The sequence below is a fragment of the Paenibacillus sp. Y412MC10 genome (genome assembly GCF_000024685.1).
GTDB classification, from domain to species: domain Bacteria; phylum Bacillota; class Bacilli; order Paenibacillales; family Paenibacillaceae; genus Paenibacillus_AQ; species Paenibacillus_AQ lautus_A.
The window spans coordinates 2760721-2779850 of the sequence record NC_013406.1 but is presented as its reverse complement, the minus strand read 5'-3'; the positions used below and the strand labels follow the sequence as shown (position 1 = coordinate 2779850).

The 19130-nt window shown below is 50.3% G+C and carries 17 protein-coding genes; 4 read left to right on the top strand and 13 right to left on the bottom strand.

Annotated features, from left to right (window positions below; translation table 11 throughout):
• The first annotated feature begins 134 nt into the window (after positions 1–134).
• Positions 135–1217 (top strand): tyrosine recombinase XerS, encoded by a 1083-nt coding sequence (xerS, locus tag GYMC10_RS12165; protein ID WP_015734723.1) that lies wholly within the window; start codon positions 135–137, stop codon positions 1215–1217.
• Positions 1218–1227: 10 nt separating this feature from the next.
• Here the strand turns inward: xerS and mobB are convergent, their stop codons facing one another.
• The 7 genes from mobB to GYMC10_RS12130 form a co-directional block, all read right to left on the bottom strand.
• A complete protein-coding gene (mobB, locus tag GYMC10_RS12160; protein WP_015734722.1) occupies positions 1228–1731 on the bottom strand; it encodes a molybdopterin-guanine dinucleotide biosynthesis protein B in 504 nt (167 codons plus the stop codon).
• On the bottom strand, positions 1728–3017 hold the full coding sequence (glp, locus tag GYMC10_RS12155; RefSeq protein WP_015734721.1) for a gephyrin-like molybdotransferase Glp: 1290 nt from the start codon (positions 3015–3017) through the stop codon (positions 1728–1730). Before glp ends, mobB begins: the two co-directional genes overlap by 4 nt.
• 185 nt (positions 3018–3202) lie before the next feature.
• Entirely contained in the window at positions 3203–3934 is a 732-nt protein-coding gene (locus GYMC10_RS12150) for a DUF4247 domain-containing protein (RefSeq protein ID WP_015734720.1), read from the bottom strand.
• A 10-nt stretch (positions 3935–3944) separates the two neighbouring features.
• Positions 3945–4451 (bottom strand): DUF4178 domain-containing protein, encoded by a 507-nt coding sequence (locus GYMC10_RS12145; protein WP_009589430.1) that lies wholly within the window; start codon positions 4449–4451, stop codon positions 3945–3947.
• A gap of 31 nt (positions 4452–4482) precedes the next feature.
• The gene (locus tag GYMC10_RS12140; RefSeq protein ID WP_009589371.1) at positions 4483–4887 is read right to left on the bottom strand and encodes a DUF350 domain-containing protein; all 405 of its coding nucleotides are present in this window, start codon (positions 4885–4887) and stop codon (positions 4483–4485) included.
• Positions 4888–5086: 199 nt separating this feature from the next.
• Positions 5087–5755: a PspA/IM30 family protein gene (locus tag GYMC10_RS12135; RefSeq protein ID WP_009589445.1), complete on the bottom strand. Its 669-nt coding sequence runs from the start codon at positions 5753–5755 to the stop codon at positions 5087–5089.
• 160 nt (positions 5756–5915) lie between these two features.
• Positions 5916–6938, bottom strand: a complete 1023-nt coding sequence (locus GYMC10_RS12130; protein WP_015734718.1) for an NADH:flavin oxidoreductase/NADH oxidase — start codon at positions 6936–6938, stop codon at positions 5916–5918.
• Positions 6939–7104: 166 nt separating this feature from the next.
• Between GYMC10_RS12130 and GYMC10_RS12125 the strand changes: the two genes are divergently transcribed.
• Positions 7105–7953 (top strand): polysaccharide deacetylase family protein, encoded by an 849-nt coding sequence (locus tag GYMC10_RS12125; RefSeq protein ID WP_041621974.1) that lies wholly within the window; start codon positions 7105–7107, stop codon positions 7951–7953.
• Between the two features lie 80 nt (positions 7954–8033).
• Here the strand turns inward: GYMC10_RS12125 and GYMC10_RS12120 are convergent, their stop codons facing one another.
• From GYMC10_RS12120 to GYMC10_RS12110, 3 genes are all read right to left on the bottom strand, one after another.
• Entirely contained in the window at positions 8034–8765 is a 732-nt protein-coding gene (locus GYMC10_RS12120; RefSeq protein WP_015734716.1) for a 3D domain-containing protein, read from the bottom strand.
• Positions 8766–8951: 186 nt separating this feature from the next.
• Complete coding sequence (locus GYMC10_RS12115) at positions 8952–9674, bottom strand: amino acid ABC transporter ATP-binding protein (RefSeq protein ID WP_036665362.1); 723 nt, start codon at positions 9672–9674, stop codon at positions 8952–8954.
• Positions 9661–11103 (bottom strand): ABC transporter substrate-binding protein/permease, encoded by a 1443-nt coding sequence (locus tag GYMC10_RS12110; protein WP_015734714.1) that lies wholly within the window; start codon positions 11101–11103, stop codon positions 9661–9663. Before GYMC10_RS12110 ends, GYMC10_RS12115 begins: the two co-directional genes overlap by 14 nt.
• A 578-nt stretch (positions 11104–11681) precedes the next feature.
• Between GYMC10_RS12110 and GYMC10_RS12105 the strand changes: the two genes are divergently transcribed.
• Positions 11682–13430 carry an alpha-glycosidase gene (locus GYMC10_RS12105; protein ID WP_015734713.1) on the top strand — a complete coding sequence of 583 codons (1749 nt, stop codon included), beginning with the start codon at positions 11682–11684 and terminating at the stop codon, positions 13428–13430.
• A gap of 90 nt (positions 13431–13520) precedes the next feature.
• Here GYMC10_RS12105 and glgA read toward each other — a convergent pair whose 3' ends face one another.
• A complete protein-coding gene (glgA, locus tag GYMC10_RS12100) occupies positions 13521–14954 on the bottom strand; it encodes a glycogen synthase GlgA (RefSeq protein WP_015734712.1) in 1434 nt (477 codons plus the stop codon).
• Positions 14951–16930 carry a 1,4-alpha-glucan branching protein GlgB gene (glgB, locus tag GYMC10_RS12095; protein ID WP_041621973.1) on the bottom strand — a complete coding sequence of 660 codons (1980 nt, stop codon included), beginning with the start codon at positions 16928–16930 and terminating at the stop codon, positions 14951–14953. The genes glgA and glgB overlap by 4 nt, the downstream gene beginning before the upstream one ends.
• Before the next feature lie 223 nt (positions 16931–17153).
• Here glgB and GYMC10_RS12090 point away from each other — a divergent pair, with 223 nt between their 5' ends.
• Entirely contained in the window at positions 17154–18368 is a 1215-nt protein-coding gene (locus GYMC10_RS12090) for a glucose-1-phosphate adenylyltransferase (protein ID WP_015734710.1), read from the top strand.
• Positions 18369–18514: 146 nt separating this feature from the next.
• Here GYMC10_RS12090 and GYMC10_RS12085 read toward each other — a convergent pair whose 3' ends face one another.
• Positions 18515–19042 carry a GNAT family N-acetyltransferase gene (locus GYMC10_RS12085; protein ID WP_015734709.1) on the bottom strand — a complete coding sequence of 176 codons (528 nt, stop codon included), beginning with the start codon at positions 19040–19042 and terminating at the stop codon, positions 18515–18517.
• Between the last annotated feature and the right edge of the window lie 88 nt (positions 19043–19130).

The following is a 19130-nucleotide window of genomic DNA, read 5'->3' as shown; positions in this document are numbered from 1 at the left end:
TATGTTGAAACACAAGCGCCATCGGATCGAGGAGACGATCGTGTGAGGCATTAAGCACGACGGACTTTCCATATGTTACACTAGTATATAATGACAGCGATTAACGCTATAAAGACAATCATTCGAGGTGGAACATGAATATACAAAAAGATATCGACCGCGCACGACTCGATGAGAAAGCGCCGGCCATGCCATGGTTTGTGCAGCAATTTATCGACTACAAACTTCCGGATCTCTCCCCCTCCACGCTGCTCGAATATGTAAGGGACTATGAAACGTTTTTTAATTGGCTCCGGTCGGAAGGGCTGTCACAAGCCGCCTCTAACCGAGACGTGACGCTGCTTGAGCTGGAGACCCTTCGCATGGATAGCATCACAGGTTACCGATTATATTTGACCACGCGCCGGGAAGGCACCAACTCCCGAATTACGGTTTCCCGCAAGCTGTCATCGCTTCGCTCTCTGTTCCATTATTTAAGCCAGATTGCGGAGGATGAAGATTTTTACCCGCTCCTTAAACGCAACATCATGGCCAAAGTGGAGATCAAACGAATTCACAAGCCCAAAGATACGGCTGCCAAGTTGAAAGGAAAAATACTGGAAGAAGAAGAGCTTCAGGATTTCATCACTTACATTCACGAAGGATACGGGCACGATGTGGAGAATAACAAACAGGCTCTATACGCGCATGAACAGAACAAAGTCCGAGATGCCTGCATTGCCAGCCTTATTCTAAACTCCGGTCTACGCGTATCCGAAGTGGTCAACTTGAATCTTGCAGACATCGACCTGAACAATAAAATGCTGCATGTGTATCGTAAGGGCAATAACGATGAAACCTTTAAAACCCCGGTCTACTTCCGGGCGCAGGCCAAAGACGATCTCGAGCATTATCTGCAGCTGCGGCAGACCCGCTACAAGGTGCCGAAAAAAGAAAAAGCTCTCTTCGTCGCGCTGCGAAACGGCCAGAATGAAGGACAGCGCATGACGAAACGGGCGATTCAGGCAATGATCATCAAATACGCCAAGCGTTTTGGCAAGCCGTCCCTGACCGTGCACAAGCTGCGACACTCGTTTGCAACGGATTACTATCTTCAAAATGACATATATAAAACGAAAGAACAATTGGGGCACGCTTCCACCGAAACGACCGAAGTGTATGCCCATTTGACGGACAAGACGATGTCCGAGGCGATTGAGCGGCGTTCCGACGAGTAATTATGGTTTTTTACAGTGATAGTATAAGCGACGCGATCCGCTCCGTCTCATTCCAAGTAAACAAGGGAACCGCCAGCCGATGCTGAATCTCCTGCAGGCCGGGCGGTTCCTTTAGCATGTCGGGATTCACGACGATTCCCCGGATCTCCTCGACCTGATCCAGCAGCCCCCTGTCCTCCATTCCTCGCAGCAGTACCAGTTTTGGGAAAGGCAACATCTTATACCCTTCGACCAGCACCATGTCATAATCAGTGTACATATGTATCAACGTATCGAGGTCCAGCTCCGTTTCCCTCAGCATGGCCGTCCGGCCCGGCGAGGAAATGGCAATCCCCTCGGCTCCGGCCTCGCGGAATTTGTACGTATCCGTCCCTTCGCGGTCCATATCAAAGCCATGCCCATCATGCTTGATGACGGCTATCCTCATGCCCTGTCGTTTCAATTGCGGAATCAGAGCCGCAATGAGCGTGGTTTTGCCGCTGTTCTTATACCCGCAGAACTGGAAGACCTTCATGACCAAACCCCTGGAAGAACGAGCACCTGCACGGCTTGGCCTTTAACCGCTCCTCTCAGCTCTGGCGGTATAACAATCAAACAGTCGCTGTCCTTGATCGTGATCATGACACTTGATTCATCCAGGGCGGCGGGCGTGGCTACAAGTTTGCCGTTTACCGCTTGGAGGCTGCCCCTGACAAAACGGGTAAAATTATTCACCTTTGCATAATCCGAACCCAGCTCGGCTGTCCATTCGGTTAAATAAAGCTGCTCCATGCCCATCATTTTTCGAATCGAAGGTCTGACAAACAACAGAAATCCGACAAAGCATGCCCCCGGATTACCGGAGAGCGCGAATAGCAGCTTCCCCTCCTTCACCGCCGCGGTTGTCACGCTGCCCGGACGCATCGTGACTTTATTAAACAGCATGTCCAATCCGCCGGATGTCACCAGCTCTCCCATAATATCGTAATCGCCTACGGAGACGCCGCCTGTCGTAACCACGATGTCATAATCCCGGAGCGCTTCCTCCACCTTCTGACGGGCAAGCTCGATATGATCGGGAATGGCCTCCATGATCACCGGAACGCCGCCCGCTTCCCGAATTTGCGATGCAAGCATATAGGTGTTGCTGTTACGGATTTTACCGGGCTCAAGCGGCTCGGTTATGTCGAGCAGCTCGGTGCCCGTCGCGAAGATCCCCACGACCGGTTGACGATACACTCCAACCTTATGTATGCCAAACGTAGCCAGAACCGAAATCTCTCCCGGCCCGATGCGAGTCCCTCGGCGGAGAATCATATCGCCTTCCTGGAGTTCGAACCCGAGAGGGGTAATATTCTTTCCCTTCTCGATGGAACGCTTAAAGCCTACATAGGTTACGCCATCCTCCACGCGAAGCTCCGTCGCTTCAAGCATCACGACAGCGTCCGCGCCTTCGGGCACCTGGGCGCCCGTCATGATACGGGAAGCCTTGCCTTGTACGATCGGCACGGAGGAGACATATCCGCACGGGATATGGTCGACGACCTCAAGCCAAACCTTTTCCCCCTGATCGCATGGCGCCAAATCCGCTGACGACACCGCATAACCGTCCATGCCCGAACGGGCAAAAGCCGGGAACGGGTGGGGAGCGACGACATCGGATGCAAGCACCCGGCCATCGCTGTCCTGCAGCGAAATGAGCTCCTCCTGGCCGCAATCCGCATAAGAAGTTGCTAACGCTTGCGCGTCTGATACCTGTAGTGCACGCCGATCGAATTTATGGTTTGGTTTCTTGGGCGATATCGGTTCATGATCTTTCACAACGCATTCCTCGCTTTCTGACTATATCCCAGACTGATAATCTTACTGTACTACATTCTGAGCAATCTTCAAACCGAGCGGCTGATCTCCAAGAAATCGCTTGTACGTATCTGACGGCTGTATATTTTCGTTTCGAAACATTAAAATACGCATGGCCTTAGACCATGCGCATGAAACGTATTGTTTTACCTTCGGCCCCTTCGGGAAATCTTACCGGATCCGATCCGGGTCTTGGGCTTCTTGTACGATTTCTTCGGCGAATCGAACAAACTTCCGCCGCTTTCGCCGCGTTTGATCGAGCCGCGGTCACCGCTCGAATCCGGATTCCGTCTGAACAGGCTTCCGCCCGTGCCGACCGTATCCTGACCGCGCCGTGTAATTTTCCCGCTCCGGTCAACCGTCAACGGCGGAGCGATCTTCTTATCTTGGCTTGTCGGCTTTTTATAGTTCCCTTGAGCCGGTTTATACACATCTTTGCTGGTATAGCCGCGATAGCCCCCGCCGCCCATCGAATCAAACAAATTCCCGATAAGGACGGCGGTCAAGTATCCCTGCAGGAAACTGGAATCGTAATTGCGCTGAACATATTCCTTGGAATCGATTTCGATCAGCGTATCGGCCGGCTTCTGGGGATCCTGCTGCAAATGGTAATACTCATCGCCATAGACCAAGAACATCCGCTCCGTATCCTCAGGAGAAGATTGATCCGGCGTATTCGCCGCCATGAGCTCGCTCGCCACTTCGGGAACGCTTTTATCAGCTGCCCGATACACGTAGGATGTTGCATTTCCGTCCCGATTGACGGACTCCAGCGGATACGTGTCCTTGATATTCGGCGCTCCGCATCCGCTTAATAAAGATACGAACAGACTCAGTACCAGTATGATTTTTACAGATAAAAAAGAGCGTTCCTTCATGCCACCACTCCTAAGTCGCCCGGATAACCCTTACGTCCCCCGGTATCACTTTCTCGCCTTCATAGAGCATAAACCGTCCATTCTGCCATTCGATTCGCAGCAGCTTGTAATCATCCGATTGGTACTGCCATACGTGCTGCTCCCCGCTTTGCATAAACGCGGTACGGCCGGATATCGAAACATGTCCACCGTATTCCTCTTCCAAATGAAACACATGATCGTCCAGATCGATGATGGACGGCACCTCATCCGGCGAATCCAGGCGTCCATCGATGGGCGCATAGAGTGCATATTGAACCGTCTCGCGTTCTTCGATGTGAAGATAAGCAATGGTGCTGCCATCCTGAAGCGTCAGGACGACCGCGTTGCGGCCTCGATTGTGCACGCGGCCCGTGACTTCGTAAGTAACCAGAGACACTTCGCAAATATCGCCCGGAGCCAGCTGCAGCATGCTCTTCTCTACCTTTGGCGGCTCGGGCTTGCTAAATAAATTGCTGATTCTTTTCCACATACTCATCTTTCCTAATCCCCTATCTCCATTATGCGTTCTATAAGCAAGCGGTAATAATTAACGCTCCGACCACATGCAGCGATCCTGCAAACAAACCGTAACCGGTTTTGCCCTCGCGGGTTCCCTTATCCAGGTTCAGCTTGCCAAAATTGCGCAGCATGAGCTCTGTCAACGCTTCGAGAACAAACAATATGATAAACGAAACGACCGATACCACAATCGCCTCCAGCAGGTGATAGGACGTTCCGATCGACACGGATAAAATATACCCTTGGGCGACCAGCTTGAGGATCAGCCTTGTGGTTACCGCCATGTTACCCGCTTTCACTTCTTCAAGATCGTTATATTTCGTGAACAGGGAATCCACGAACATCAATACAAACAACAGCAGCCCGCCGACAGCCGTCCAAAGCAATACACGCAAGATCATATCAAAATCCATCTCTAAGCCTCCACACATTCAACATACATATCAACTTGCCCTGATCAGACTACTTCAATCGAAGATAGACAAACTTAAAGGGGTAGTCCCGTATATATCCGGTATCAAACAAAAGCGAAGGAGAAGCACAGTAGTATTCAGCCCTGCTGCGTCTCCCTCGCCATCGATACTATTTACCTGTCAGACCACCAGACCCGGATTACTTGTTCTCGTATTGCTTCATCAAGGCTGCAAGCTCATCCTCAACGGCTTTGTCCTTGCCGAGGTTCTCGAACTCTTCATCGAGGGATTTCTCGCGCGTCGACATTTCGTTGCTTGCTTCGGCACGCGCTTCCATGGCCAGCATCTTTTCTTCCATCCGCTTCAACCCGGCAGAAGCCGTGTCAGACCCGAAACCGTTCATCGCTTTGTTGATCTCGGTTTGCGCTTTAGCCGCATTATAACGGGCAACCAGCGTCTCGCGCTTGTTCTTCATCGCTGTAAGCTGCTTGCGCATTTCCTCCAGCTTGCCGCGCAGGTTGTCGGCTGCGAGCTTGTTCTGATCGTAGCTTGCTTTGTACTCGTCGCGCTTGGCTTCAGCTGCCTTCTTCTCTTCCAGCGCACGACGGGCAAGTTCAACGTTTTGCGCCTGCGCTGCCGTATGAGCCTGCTGCGTGCGTTTTTCCACGAGAGCAGCTTGCTCTTCATAAAGGGCTTTGAAGCGTTTCTCGATGGCGATTTGGGCAGCTACCGCCTTCTCGGCATCCTCAAGGTCTTCGGTCATATCGCGGATGTACTGGTCCGTCATCTTGATCGGGTCTTCAGCCTTGTCGATAATGGCGTTAATATTGGACATGGTCAAGTCACGCAATCTTTTAAATATGGACATCGTTCTCTTCCTCTCGCTTTCGCTTTAAAATACTGGTATATGTTAAATGTTTACGTTGCATGATCCCAAACGGTTTCAAAATTTTTTTAGTGGTTGTTAAAAGTCATCTTGGGATCACCTTATCGGTGCTGAAATCTGAATTTTGAACACGCACTGATTTTTAATATCCACGTTCATACTGCTTCGGAACTTTCTGTTCTTCATCAAGCGCTTTGGCAGCATGAACCGCCCAGTACGGATCCCGCAGCATGCCCCTTCCGATTGCTACCATATCGGCCTTGCCCGACAAAACCACCTCTTGGGCGACATTGTAATCATCAAGCAGCCCTACCGCAATCACGGGGACCTTCAGCAGTTGTTTGAACTCCGCAGCCAGATCGACCTGATAACCCGGCTTCGCTTCCGGACCGCCATTGGAACCGACGACCCCTTCTCCTCCGGAGGAGATATGAAAAATATCGACCCCGGCATCCCGGTATCGTTTGCAGATTTCCGCACAGTACTCCACATCATAACCGCCGTCCACATATTCTTTTGCAGACACCCTCATGATGATCGGCATGCCTTCGGGCAGCACTTCCTTAACGGCCTGGACAACCCGTTCACCGAACAGGGGGAGGTCTTGGCCATATTCGTCACTGCGTTGATTCGTCAGCGGCGAATGAAACTGATGGATCAGGTAACCATGCGCGCCATGAATCTCAACCGTGTCGAATCCGGCTTCAACAGCCCGGCGAGCTCCTTCCCTGAAGGCCTGTATGAGATCTTCCACTTCGGCAGTGGAGAGTGCCTTCGGCATTTTGTAATGGGAACTGAACGGGATTGCCGACGGGGCTACCGACGGCTCGGCATCCTGCGCCTTTCGGCCGGCATGGCCGAGCTGGATACCAATCTTGGTTCCATAAGAATGCACGGCATCGACAATGCGGCGATAGGCAGGAATTTGATTGTCGTCCCAGATCCCGGTATCCTGATTCGTTATGCGTCCGTCCGGGTGAACGCCTGTCATTTCCACAATAATTAAGCCAGTGCCTCCCACGGCACGGCTGACGTAATGCACAAAATGCCAATCATTCGGAATCCCGTCCCCGGCCTTTACGGAATATTGACACATCGGTGGCATAACAATGCGGTTCTTGAGGGTCAAATTCTTGAAATTGTAGGGTGTAAACAAGTCAGCCAAGCGATTATCTCCTTCCACATCCAAATGATTAAGATGTAATAAAATCTGTTAGGGGTTATTATACACCTTTCCGAGGGAAAACTAAAAACCGTCGAATTCCCATATTGAGGATAATTGTTTGTCCAACTGGGCATACCATACTAAAAAGCTAAAGGGGCCGATCGTGATGTTCAAAAGATGCCGCGCAGGAATCTGCCTGCTGTGGATCCTTTCATTCTTTTTCGTTGTGCCGGGCATCCCGGCAAACGCGTCCGGTTTACATAATCTGTCACAACCACCTCAGGATGCTTCCGTCATGTCGGAGTCCGGCCAAGTCATGGATCATTCGAAGCGAAATCAGAGCAAACCATCAGACGACGCGCCGTCTTTAAGCCAATTGCTGAGGAAATACCCGGACACGTTTCGCGCAAGCGGACCACGGGTCAAACAGGTGGCGCTTACCTTTGATGATGTACCGGATCCCCGATTTACCGGTAAAGTACTCGATGTGCTGAAGGAACAGCAGGTGAAGGCCACCTTTTTTGCAGTAGGAGACCGTGCCAAGAAACACCCTGAGCTCATGAAACGTATCCATGAAGAAGGACATGCCATTGGCAATCACTCTTACAATCACGCCCAACTGAACAAGCTGAGCCTGGAGAAATTCAAAAGCCAAATTGAGCGTACCAACACGATTTTGAAGTCGCTGACCGGAGTCGACCCGCGGCTGATCCGACCGCCTTATGGCGATATTAATGAAGAGCAGCTCCAATGGGCGCGCAAAAACGGGTACAAGGTCGTGAATTGGAATGTCGATTCCCTCGATTGGAAAGGACTGCAGAAGGAAGAGGTCAAGAGTAATATTATGACTGCGGTCGGCCCGGGATCGATCGTTCTCCAGCATGCCGGCGGCGGCGTGGGATCCGATCTTACCGGTACCATCGATGCGCTCCCGGACATCATAACGGAACTGCGAAACAAAGGGTACAGCTTCGTGACGCTTCCGGATATGTTAAACGTGCCGGAATCGCGATAGAGCCTGCATGAACGCCAAAAAGACGGCTGACTGGAAGTTGACCAGTGAAGCCGTCTTTACGATTCATCATGATATATGAATTAATCGATTATGAACAATTTGATATCCTGGATGCCGAATTGATTTACGGATGATTGGGAGCCTGGGATGAAGATATCAATCTTATTCCCTTTTATGGCTCCGCCGATATCACGTGCTTCTGCTACAAATGCCTTTTTAGGCAATCCTGGATGCTCATGTCCTGTTACAAGCACCTTGGTACCGAGCGGAATTACCTTGGGATCAACGGCGATGGTGCCAAGCTTAAGGGAATTCCCGAAATAGTCAACCGCGCCCCAACCGCCATTCTCGCTTGCAGCAGAGGAATACGCTGTAGCTTTAACGGACAAAGTTTTGCTGTAATTAAACGTCTTGCCCCATGCTTCGACTACGTTATTCTGCGGGATAACATTCAAGCTTGGCGTGAAACCGGAGTTTCCTGGAGCGATCGGCGCCGCGGATGCCGCCGAGTTCATCGATACCGTCCCTGGTATGTTGATTTTGAGCCCCTGGTAAATATTCGTTGCCTTTATTGTTGGGTTAGCTTTCATCAGCTTGTCCATATTAACGCCGTACTGTTTGGACAAGAAATAGAACGTATCGCCGTTCTTGGCAACATGCACGGAGCTTGCATGTGCTTGCAGCCCGCCTCCGGCAAAAGTCAGTCCGAGTGCCACGGCTGTAACGGTAAACCATTTTGCTGTTCTTCCAGCGATCTTATTATTTTTGTTAAGTCCACGATTTCTTGTCCAGGATTTCATTTGTCGTAACATCTAGAGATGCCTCCCTTATATGTAGCTTGGTAAATCGGATGTAGTATGTCAACGAACATGAATATATCACAATTTTGTAACCTATACCGCAAGCAATTGTTACCAACACACAAAGAAAAACAGCGCCGCTGCCTGAAACACCAGGCTAGGCGCTGTTTTTAATTTGTTACATTCCGGATGAAAAAGTTACAATACCTTGCTCAAAAACTCTTGCGTACGGGGATGGGTCGGATTGCCGAACAGTTGGTCCGGCGTGCCTTCCTCCACGATTTTGCCGCCGTCCATGAACAGGATCCGATCTCCCACTTCGCGGGCGAAGCCCATCTCATGGGTCACGATGACCATCGTCATTCCGCCTTCGGCAAGCTTCTTCATCACTTCCAAAACCTCGCCCACCATCTCGGGATCGAGTGCGGAGGTCGGCTCGTCAAACAGCATGACATGGGGCTGCATCGCGAGTGCTCGCGCAATGGCAATTCTCTGCTTCTGTCCGCCGGACAGCTGGGAAGGATAAGACTCCTTCTTGTCCTGCAGTCCAACCGATTTCAGCAGCTCGTCTGCTGTAGCCTCGGCTTCCTTCGCCGAGACCCCTTTAACTTGGATAGGGGCGAGCGTAATGTTATCGATGACCTTTTTGTGCGGAAACAGGTTAAACTGCTGAAACACCATGCCCATTTTTTCGCGGGTAGCATTGATATTGTGGTTCTTGGCAGTGATCAGCTCACCCTCGAACGAAATTTCGCCGCTGGTCGGCACTTCAAGCAAATTGAGACAGCGTAAAAAGGTACTTTTACCGGAACCGCTCGGTCCGATGACAACCACCACTTCTCCTTTTGCAATCTCGATATTGATGCCTTTCAATATGTCCAGCTTGCCAAACGATTTATGAAGATCCTTAACGGTTATCACTTGCACTCAACTTCCTTTCCCAGACACCCAGAAGCTTCGAAAGAACGAATGTCAGTATAAAGTAGATCATGGCCGCCACAAGCAGCGGATTCAGCGGGGCAAAGGTTGAACCGCGCAAAATCTGAGCTTGGTACATAATATCGAATACCCCGATGAACGATACGATGGACGATTCCTTAATGATGACAACAAACTCATTGCCGATGGCAGGCAGAACGCCCTTTAACGCTTGCGGCAAAATAATGTGGCGCATGGCTTTGCCCTTGGTCATCCCGAGCGAGCGTGCGGCCTCCAGTTGTCCCCGATCCACGCCTTGAATGCCTGCGCGGAATATTTCGGCCAAATATGCAGCGCTGTTGATGGAGAGCGTCAAAATACCCGACTGGATCGGTGAGAATTTAATATCAAACGCCGCCAAGCTGTAATGGATAATGAACAGCTGGACCAGCATCGGCGTGCCGCGGATGATTTCAATATATGCGGTAGCCAAGAACTTAAGGATTTTTACGCCGGACATCCGCATTAACGCGACAATCAATCCGAGAATGAATCCGAAAAATACGCCGAGGGCCGAAATAAGCAACGTAAATTGAATGCCTTTGGCATAATAGTCGCGATATTTCCAGAAAAATTCAAAGGTATTCAAATTCTCTGCTGTTCGTCCTGCAGCCAGATCGCTGGCATCGTCGACAAATTTCTGGATCTGGTTATTTTCTTTTAAGCGCTCGAGCGTAGCATTAATGCTGCCAAGCAGCTCTTCGTTTCCTTTGCGGACCCCGATGGCATATGCGTCGTTCTCCGCCGTCGGCTTGGCATCCGTAATGGCCATGGTCGCTTCATTCATGTTGGTCTTTGCGATCGGATACTCCGCAAGGACGACGTCCACGCGCTCGGATTCCAGCTGCAGAAGCAAATCCGGGATTTTATCGAGCGATACTACATTGGCATTCGGTATCGTTTTTGCGATGGACTCCTGAATGGAGCTTTTCTGAACTCCGATCCGGGCTCCTTCCAGGCTTTCAAGCGTGTTGAATTTCAAGGCGTCTTCCTTGCGGACTACGACCGATTGTTCCGCAGCGTAATAAGGCTCCGAAAAATCAATGCTTTTTCGGCGGTCTTCCGTTGGATTCATGCCCGATATGACGAAATCCACGCGGCCGCTCGTCAGCTCTGGCAAGAGCGCATCAAAGGACGTATCCTTGATAATGAGCTCTGCGCCAAGATCCTTGGCGATTTCCTTCGCGATATCGATATCAAATCCGACGATGGTATCCACGCCATCTATCGTTTTATGGAACTCATATGGCGCATAGTCGGCACTGGTCCCGAGAATGACCGTTTTCTTCTCGCCCTCCGCATGGACGAGGCTGCCGAAAGACAGCACGACCACCATGAACAGGGTCATCCACGCTGTAAATTTACGTTTCATATGTCTCGTTTCTCCCCTAACTGTTACAAATAGATTAATTCTTTAGAAAAAAAAGCAACTGAGTCATTATAAAACAGGATGCATGAATATGCAATGAAAATTGATGGGTTTTCAATTTGTAACTTACAGGCAAGATCAGCTTGTAGTATGTCATTCCACTATTTTAATACAACGGTCAAATCATCATACCCTTAAAGTGATCATGTCACACATGATTCAGTTTGTGGATTATAACTAATTATTAAAATAATCAAGCGGGTTTGAATCCATTCAATCCCTATAATAATGGAAATTAATGTTTATATTTCATCCTATCCGCAAGCTTCTCATCTCCCTACATTAAAATGTAAACGCAGGACTTTAGAATTATCCAAAATAGGAATTAAAGATATGGAATATAGGAAGGGAACACTTTAAGGACGGATGCATAATCTATCGGCTGCCTTCCCATCTTATAGAAGCGCATGATTTCGGTCCATCTACATTCCAAGCCGCCTGTCTCATTCACCGCATGATTCAGGCAAGCCAGCAGCTGGTTATTAATTAGCTATAGCTTTACTCATATAGGAGGTGTAACCATGCTGTTAGAAGCGCTGTATCATGTTCCTAGAGATAAATGGGCTTATGCTTACGATACACATACCATTCATCTTCGGATTCGAACCAAGAAGAACGACATTGATTCAGTTGTTGCCATGACGGGCGACAAATATGATTGGGACCGTACGTACTTCGAGATCACCATGGAAAAGGCCGCCTCTGACGACATGTTTGATTACTGGGAATGCGGAGTCAGGCCCAAATACAAAAGGTTGTCATACGGATTCCGGATTCATGCTGGAGATGAAACGGTGTATATGGTCGACAGCGGAATCGGATGGGATTACCCCTATCCGCCGGCAGGCTACTTTGAATTTCCGTACATACATGAAGTCGATGTATTCAAAGTACCGGAATGGGCCAAAGAAGCCGTATTCTACCAAATCATGACGGAACGCTTTGCCAACGGGAACCCGGCCATCAGTCCTGATGGAACCGAAGCCTGGGGCGGCAAGCCGGAGGTGGACAATTTCTTCGGCGGTGACCTGCAGGGCGTGCTGGATCATCTGGATGATCTGGTTGACCTGGGCATTAACGCCATATATTTTACCCCCCTCTTCCTCTCCCCCTCCAATCATAAATACGACACGGTAGATTATAAGCAGGTGGATCCGCACTTTGGCGATAACGATCTGTTGAAAAAGGTAGTGGATACCTGCCACGCAAAAGGCATTCGAGTGATTCTGGATGCGGTATTCAATCACTGCAGCGAGGAGTTCCCGCCCTTTCAGGACGTCCTGAAGCATGGCGAAAAGTCCAAATATGCCGGGTGGTTTCATGTGAACCGGTTTCCTTGCGAGATCAAGGACGGCATACCGACATACGACACCTTCGGCTTCTTCGGAAACATGCCGAAATTCAATACTGCCAATCCCGAAGTCAAGGCGTACTTGCTGGGCGTCGCCGAGTATTGGATTAAGGAGATCAAGCTTGACGGCTGGCGTCTGGATGTCGCGAATGAAATTGACCATCATTTCTGGCGGGATTTCAGGCAGGTTGTCAAGAAGGCCAACCCCGAGGCATACATCGTGGGCGAGGTTTGGTCCGACTCGTTGATCTGGCTGCAAGGCGACCAATTTGATTCCGTGATGAATTACCCTTTTGCCGATAAGGTGCTGGAGTTTTTCAACGGCAACATGGACGGACTCACCTTCGCCAACCGCATCGGCTCGATCCTGATGCGTTATCCGCAGCAGACCAACGAAGTGGTCTTCAACCTGCTTTGCAGCCACGATACGCCCAGGCTGCTTACCCGCGTGGGAGAAGATATCCGGCGCATGAAACTCACCGTCGTATTCCTGTTCACCTTCATGGGCACGCCGTGCATCTTTTACGGGGATGAAATCGGCTTGACCGGGGATGGAGACCCGGATTGCCGCAAATGCATGGAATGGGATCCCAAGAAGCGAAACCAGGAGCTGTATGCATTTTATCAAGGCATGATCGCGCTGCGGAAAGAGCATAAGGCCCTCAGGCAAGGTCGCTTCCGCTTCCTGCAGGCGAATCTTCATGATCCTTGCATCGTGTACGAACGTGCCGACGAAACCATGCATTTTATCGTCTGGATCAACAACAGCGACTGGAAGCGTACCCTATCGCATCCCATCGTCACGACCGATTGGATCGATGCCGAAACCCAAGAGCCTGTAAAGCCGGTAAACGGTACGATGCATATCGATTTGGAACCGTACGCCTATCGCATTTTATGCCGGGAATTGAAACATTAGCTTCGATCATATTCAGACAGCACAGGGGTGCCGGATAGCTTGTTATTCCTTCGCTATCCGGGCACCCCTGTGTCATGAAAGCCATAGTTATTATCGGCTGGTGATCTGTTGATAGATTTCCTGATATTCCTTCGCCGAAACGTTCCAACTGTAATCCCCGCCCAGAGCGTTCTTGCTCACTTTACGCCAGTGCTCGGGCATGCGATATATGGAGGTCGCGCGACGGATGGTGTTCATCATGTCATGCGCATTGTAATCCTTGAAGGAGAAGCCGTTCCCTTCGCCCGTATACTCGTTGTATGCCTGAACCGTATCGTTCAGTCCGCCCGTTTCTCGGACAATGGGTACGCTGCCGTACCGCATGGCGATCAGCTGGCTGATGCCGCACGGTTCGAATTTGGAAGGCATCAGGAACAGGTCGCTGCCGGCATAAAAACGCCGCGATAACGGCTCATTGAACCGGATCTGGGCCGACATTTTGGTGGGATAGCGATTTGCCGCTTCCCTGAACCAATGCTCATAGGAAGGATCTCCCGTTCCTAGGACAACGAACTGAATCTCGTCATAGTAGAGCAGCTCATCCAGAATGCGGATAACCAAATCGAGTCCTTTCGAATCGACCAATCGCGTTACCATCGACATCAACGGAATATGCGGCGCCACGGGAAGATTCAGCTCTTCTTGTAAGGCGATTTTGTTCTGCGTTTTTTTGTTCAGTCCGCTCCGGAACTTCATGGCGAGATGCGGATCTGTCGCCGGATTGTAGCTTTTGGTATCAATGCCGTTCACAATCCCGCTCAATCTCGAGCCCTGGGCCGACAGAAGTCCGTCAAGTCCGTATCCGTAATAACCTGTCTGGATTTCCGTGGCATAGGTTGGGCTGACCGTCGTTACGTGATCTGCGTAAACGATGCCCGCTTTCATGAAATTCACGTTTCCATAATACTCCACGCCTTCGGCCGTGAAATGCCGGCTGTGAATGCCGAGCAGATCAACCAACACCTCGTACGGGTATACGCCCTGATACAACAGATTATGGATCGTGAACACGGTTCGAATCCCCGCATAGAAGGGATCATGACGATAGACGTCTTCAAGAAGCAGCGGAATCATGGCGGTATGCCAGTCGTGACAGTGAAGCACATCCGGCTGGAATCCGATTACCGGCAGAACCTCAAGCACGGCACGGTTGAAGAAAGAGAAGCGTTCGCCATCGTCCATGTAACCATAAATGCCGTCTCGGCCAAAATAGTACTCGTTATCCACGAAATAGATCGTTACGCCGTCTTCCACCAGGGACTCGATGCCGCAATATTGCTCGCGCCAGCCTACCCGCACCCGGGTTTCTCCCACATGCTCCATTCGCTCTCTGTATTCTTCCGGAATGCCGCGATATTTCGGCAGCACGACTCGAATATCCTCGCCCATGCCGCGAAGGGATTTAGGCAAAGCAGCGATCACATCCGCCAGTCCGCCTGTCTTGATGTATGGTCCGCATTCCGAAGCTGCAAATAACAATTTCAATCCTGCTTCCCCCTTTTGCTCCGTTTCGTTTTTTGTTCTGTTTTCTCTCTTGCCGCTGCCGCCTTCAGCGACGCGTCCGATCGATCTTGCGATTTCCTCGATCGAGGCGGCTTTTTCTTTAAAACAACCATGCCTAATGGAGGCAGCTTGATCTCCAGGCTGTGGGTTTGGCCATGCCAGGTCTTCTTCTCCGCTTTCATCTCACCGTCGTTCAGCAGTCCGGAGCCGCCGTAATCGGCATGATCGGAATTCAGAATTTCCACATATTGCCCCGCTCTCGGCAAACCGACCCGATATTGGTCATATGCCTTTGGCTGAAAATTAATGACGATGATCAGCGTATCGCCGGGCTTGGTGCCCATTCTCATATACGATACGACACTCTGCTCATGATCATCGGCGCTGAGCCATTCGAAGCCTTCCCATCGGTGATCCTGCTCCCATAGCGCCTTTTCATCCACGTACATGCGGTTTAGAGCTGCCGTATATGCCAACTGCTTGCGGTGGCTTTCATAGTCCAGCAGCAGCCAGTCGAGCTGCTCCTGATCCTTCCATTCGATAAACTGGCCGAACTCTCCCCCCATGAACAGCAGATTCTTCCCGGGCTGGGTGATCTGGTATCCAAGCAAAATCCGCAGTCCCGCAAACTTTTGTTCGTAGCTTCCCGGCATTTTATTAAGCAGCGATTTCTTTCCATGGACGACTTCATCGTGTGAAAGCGGCAATGTAAAATTCTCCGAATAGGCATAACAAATGGGAAATGTCAGTAAATTATGATGGGTAGGCCGCTGATCGAACTCTTGTTCAATATAAGACAGCGTGTCGTTCATCCAGCCCATATTCCATTTGTAATTGAAGCCAAGACCCCCTTCATGCACAGGTGCCGTAACCCCCGCCCATGCGCTCGACTCCTCGGCCATCATCAAGGCATTCGGGTAATATCGAAACACGGCTTTATTCAATTCCTGCAGAAAGGATATCGCCTCAAGGTTTTCCAAGCCTCCGTGCTCGTTAAGGCTGTACTGACCCTCACGCTTCTCAAAATCAAGACGGATCATGCTCGTCACGGCATCAACGCGAAGACCATCAATATGATACATATCCATCCAAAATAAGGCATTGGAGATGAGGAATGAAATTACCTCCGGCTTGGCATAATCGAAAGACAATGTTCCCCAGCCAGGTTTCTCGGCTTTTTGGGGGTCTGCATACTCATAAAGAGGCGCCCCGTCAAACTGCCGAAGCCCGTGGGCATCCTTGGCAAAATGTGCGGGCACCCAGTCGAGCAGCACGCCGATGCCGGCTTGGTGCAGCTGGTCGACGAGAAACATGAAATCATGGGGAGTTCCGTATCTGCTCGTCAGCGCATAAAATCCTGTGCCCTGATAGCCCCACGAAAGATCGTAGGGATGCTCCGCCAAGGGCATAAATTCTACGTGGGTATAACTCATTTCCTGCAAATAAGGAATCAGCTGATCGGCCAATTCCCGATATGTAAAGAACGAACCGTCCTCTTTTTGCCGCCAGGTTCCGAAGTGCATTTCATAAATGTTCACCGGCTTGGCATATGGGGATTTGTTCTTCCTTCTCCATGCGGCATCATTCCAGCGATATCCTGAGAGGTCGGTCACCACCGATGCCGTCGCAGGTCGTACTTCGGCATGAAATGCATAAGGATCGGCCTTTAGGAATGTTTCTCCGAAGGGCCCCGTGATCTGATATTTGTAAAAAGTTCCAGTCTCCATCCCAGGGAAAAACCGACTCCAAATTCCCGAATCGGGCATCCTATATAACGGGTCTTGGGAACCATCCCAGCCGTTCCAGTCTCCGGCAAGTCCTACCTGCCTGGCATTCGGAGCCCACACCGTAAAACGCACGCCCTCTTCTCCTTCTTCTGTGGCAAGGTGTGCACCCATACATTGGTAACTGTGAAACCAGGTTCCTTCATGAAATAAATACACTTGTTCCGGAGTCATGTTTCCTTCCCTAACTGCTTGGTTCAATCGTCGTCACCTGCTTTTTCTTAAAAATCCAATAATATTAATGCTATTACCCCATTCTAACCAGGTTGAAAATAAAAAATGTCCCTGAAAAATAATTTTGTAATTTTCAAATTACTTTTTCAATATAATCGTTTCAAACCCCGGGAATGTCGTTTATGTAATGTACAACGTGAAAATACATTGGGAGGGAAACGTGATGAAGAAAAAAGACTGTATTGCTATGCTTCTGGCGGGTGGAGAAGGTAAACGATTGGCTCCCCTTACGTCCAGGCTGGCAAAACCCGCCGTTCCGTTTGGCGGACATTATCGTATAATCGATTTTCCTCTCAGCAATTGTGTAAACTCCGGAATCGATACGGTTGGAGTGCTTACGCAATATGAGGCAGAATCATTACACGAACATATCGGCGAAGGCGAACCCTGGGGATTAACACATACAGGACGTGAAGGCATTGCCCTTCTTCCATCCAACAGCACACACCAAGACGGGTACTTGGGAACGGCAGATGCCATTTATAAAAACATTCAATACATCGATGATCAAAATCCAGAGCATGTGCTCATCTTGTCCGGGGACCACATTTACCAGATGGATTACCGGGAAATGCTTGAAGCCCATATGAAGCAAGGAGCTCCTGCCACGATTTCCGTGATGGAAGTACCATGGGAAGACGCCAGCCGATTTGGCGTCATGAGCGTTGACGATAATCTCAATATCATTGAATTTGCCGAAAAACCGGCAGAACCGCAAAGCAATCTTGCCTCCATGGGCATTTATTTGTTCCGTTGGGACTATCTGAAGCAGCACCTGATCGAAGATGCGTCTGACCCGAACTCCAGCCATGATTTCGGAAAGGATGTCATCCCTAAGATGCTGTCCGGAGAAGAGTCGCTGCTAGCATTCCGCTTCCAGGGCTACTGGCGCGATGTCGGCACCGTAGAAAGCCTCTGGGAAGCCCATATGGATGTGCTTAGCCAAAATGAGCTCGTCCTTGAGAGAGCCGACTGGCCTATGTATACGCGCGCTTGGAAAACCAAGCTGTCGGCAGCACGGACCCGAAATGTGGAGCATACGGACTGCCTGATTCATGACCAATGCAGCTTCGAAGGAAAAGCCAAAAGCTCCGTCATCTTCTGCGGATCAGAAATCGGCAAATACTCCATCGTGAAAGATAGCGTGGTCATGCCGAATGCCAAAATCGGCAAAGGCGTCCATATCGAGCACGCCATCATCGGGGAAGGTGCAGTGATCAAGGACGGAGCCGTTGTGAAAGGGGCTCCTGGCAATGTCGTGGTCGTAGGACCGTACGAGACGGTGCTTCCGAAACCAACGGTTCGTACCCAGCCGGCCCGGCTCCTTCAGGATGTATACGAAAAAGGACGCTTGCGTGCAAATGTCTCTTCATCCTGAACGAATGTCATGAACAGAATAGAGCTCTGAGAATTTCTTCAGGCGTATTACACAAAAAGCGATCCGTAACGGATCGCTTTTTCTCATGTATCGTGCCCTGCTGACTTTGTCTAAGCGCATGCGACGGAGGTTTTGAAACTTTAAGATCAAGAAACAAAAGTCTTTTCATATAAATTCACGATGCGACCGCCCATATCCTGCTCGGCCACGAATTGAAATCCTTGACGCTGGTAAAATCGATTCAGCGTTGGCAAATGGGATACGCAATCCAATCGGAAGCCCCGTTTCCCTTTGGAAACCAAATACGATTCCGCAAAGGAAATCATTTTGTTCCCAAGCTCCAGCCCCCGATAAGCGAAGCGTACGGTCAGACGATGCAAGTAACCGTAGGACGGATCGTCCCGCTTTCCCCAGTAGTCAGGGTCCCCGTACTGCAGCGTAAACATGCCGGCCGCCTTGTCTTCATGCCACAGGATGAATACTTCACGCTCTTCCAGGTACTGTTCCATTAGCTCCAGGGAAAAAAGCGAGGGGCTCCACTGCTTGCGCCCTTGCTGTTCCATCACCTCGGCCGCCTCCGTTAGAAGCGCCAGCATCTCTCCTGCGTGCACGGCTTCTGCCCGTCGTAGTTCAAACCGCCCCTGCTCCGTTGAAAACATTGCTGCGGATTCCACCCCTGTACTCCCCCTTTATAACATAGCCACACAAAGTGGAGCCTGTACTCCGAGGCATATACCATATACTTTGTGGGGACAAAACTTA

Coding starts and splice junctions, on each gene's coding strand:
- xerS (WP_015734723.1), top strand. CDS start 135: ATGAATATACAAAAAGATATCGACCGCGCACGACTCGATGAGAAAGCG.
- mobB (WP_015734722.1), bottom strand. CDS start 1,731: ATGAAGGTCTTCCAGTTCTGCGGGTATAAGAACAGCGGCAAAACCACG.
- GYMC10_RS12150 (WP_015734720.1), bottom strand. CDS start 3,934: ATGAAGGAACGCTCTTTTTTATCTGTAAAAATCATACTGGTACTGAGT.
- GYMC10_RS12145 (WP_009589430.1), bottom strand. CDS start 4,451: ATGAGTATGTGGAAAAGAATCAGCAATTTATTTAGCAAGCCCGAGCCG.
- GYMC10_RS12140 (WP_009589371.1), bottom strand. CDS start 4,887: ATGGATTTTGATATGATCTTGCGTGTATTGCTTTGGACGGCTGTCGGC.
- GYMC10_RS12135 (WP_009589445.1), bottom strand. CDS start 5,755: ATGTCCATATTTAAAAGATTGCGTGACTTGACCATGTCCAATATTAAC.
- GYMC10_RS12125 (WP_041621974.1), top strand. CDS start 7,105: ATGTTCAAAAGATGCCGCGCAGGAATCTGCCTGCTGTGGATCCTTTCA.
- GYMC10_RS12120 (WP_015734716.1), bottom strand. CDS start 8,765: ATGTTACGACAAATGAAATCCTGGACAAGAAATCGTGGACTTAACAAA.
- GYMC10_RS12110 (WP_015734714.1), bottom strand. CDS start 11,103: ATGAAACGTAAATTTACAGCGTGGATGACCCTGTTCATGGTGGTCGTG.
- GYMC10_RS12105 (WP_015734713.1), top strand. CDS start 11,682: ATGCTGTTAGAAGCGCTGTATCATGTTCCTAGAGATAAATGGGCTTAT.
- glgB (WP_041621973.1), bottom strand. CDS start 16,930: ATGACTCCGGAACAAGTGTATTTATTTCATGAAGGAACCTGGTTTCAC.
- GYMC10_RS12090 (WP_015734710.1), top strand. CDS start 17,154: ATGAAGAAAAAAGACTGTATTGCTATGCTTCTGGCGGGTGGAGAAGGT.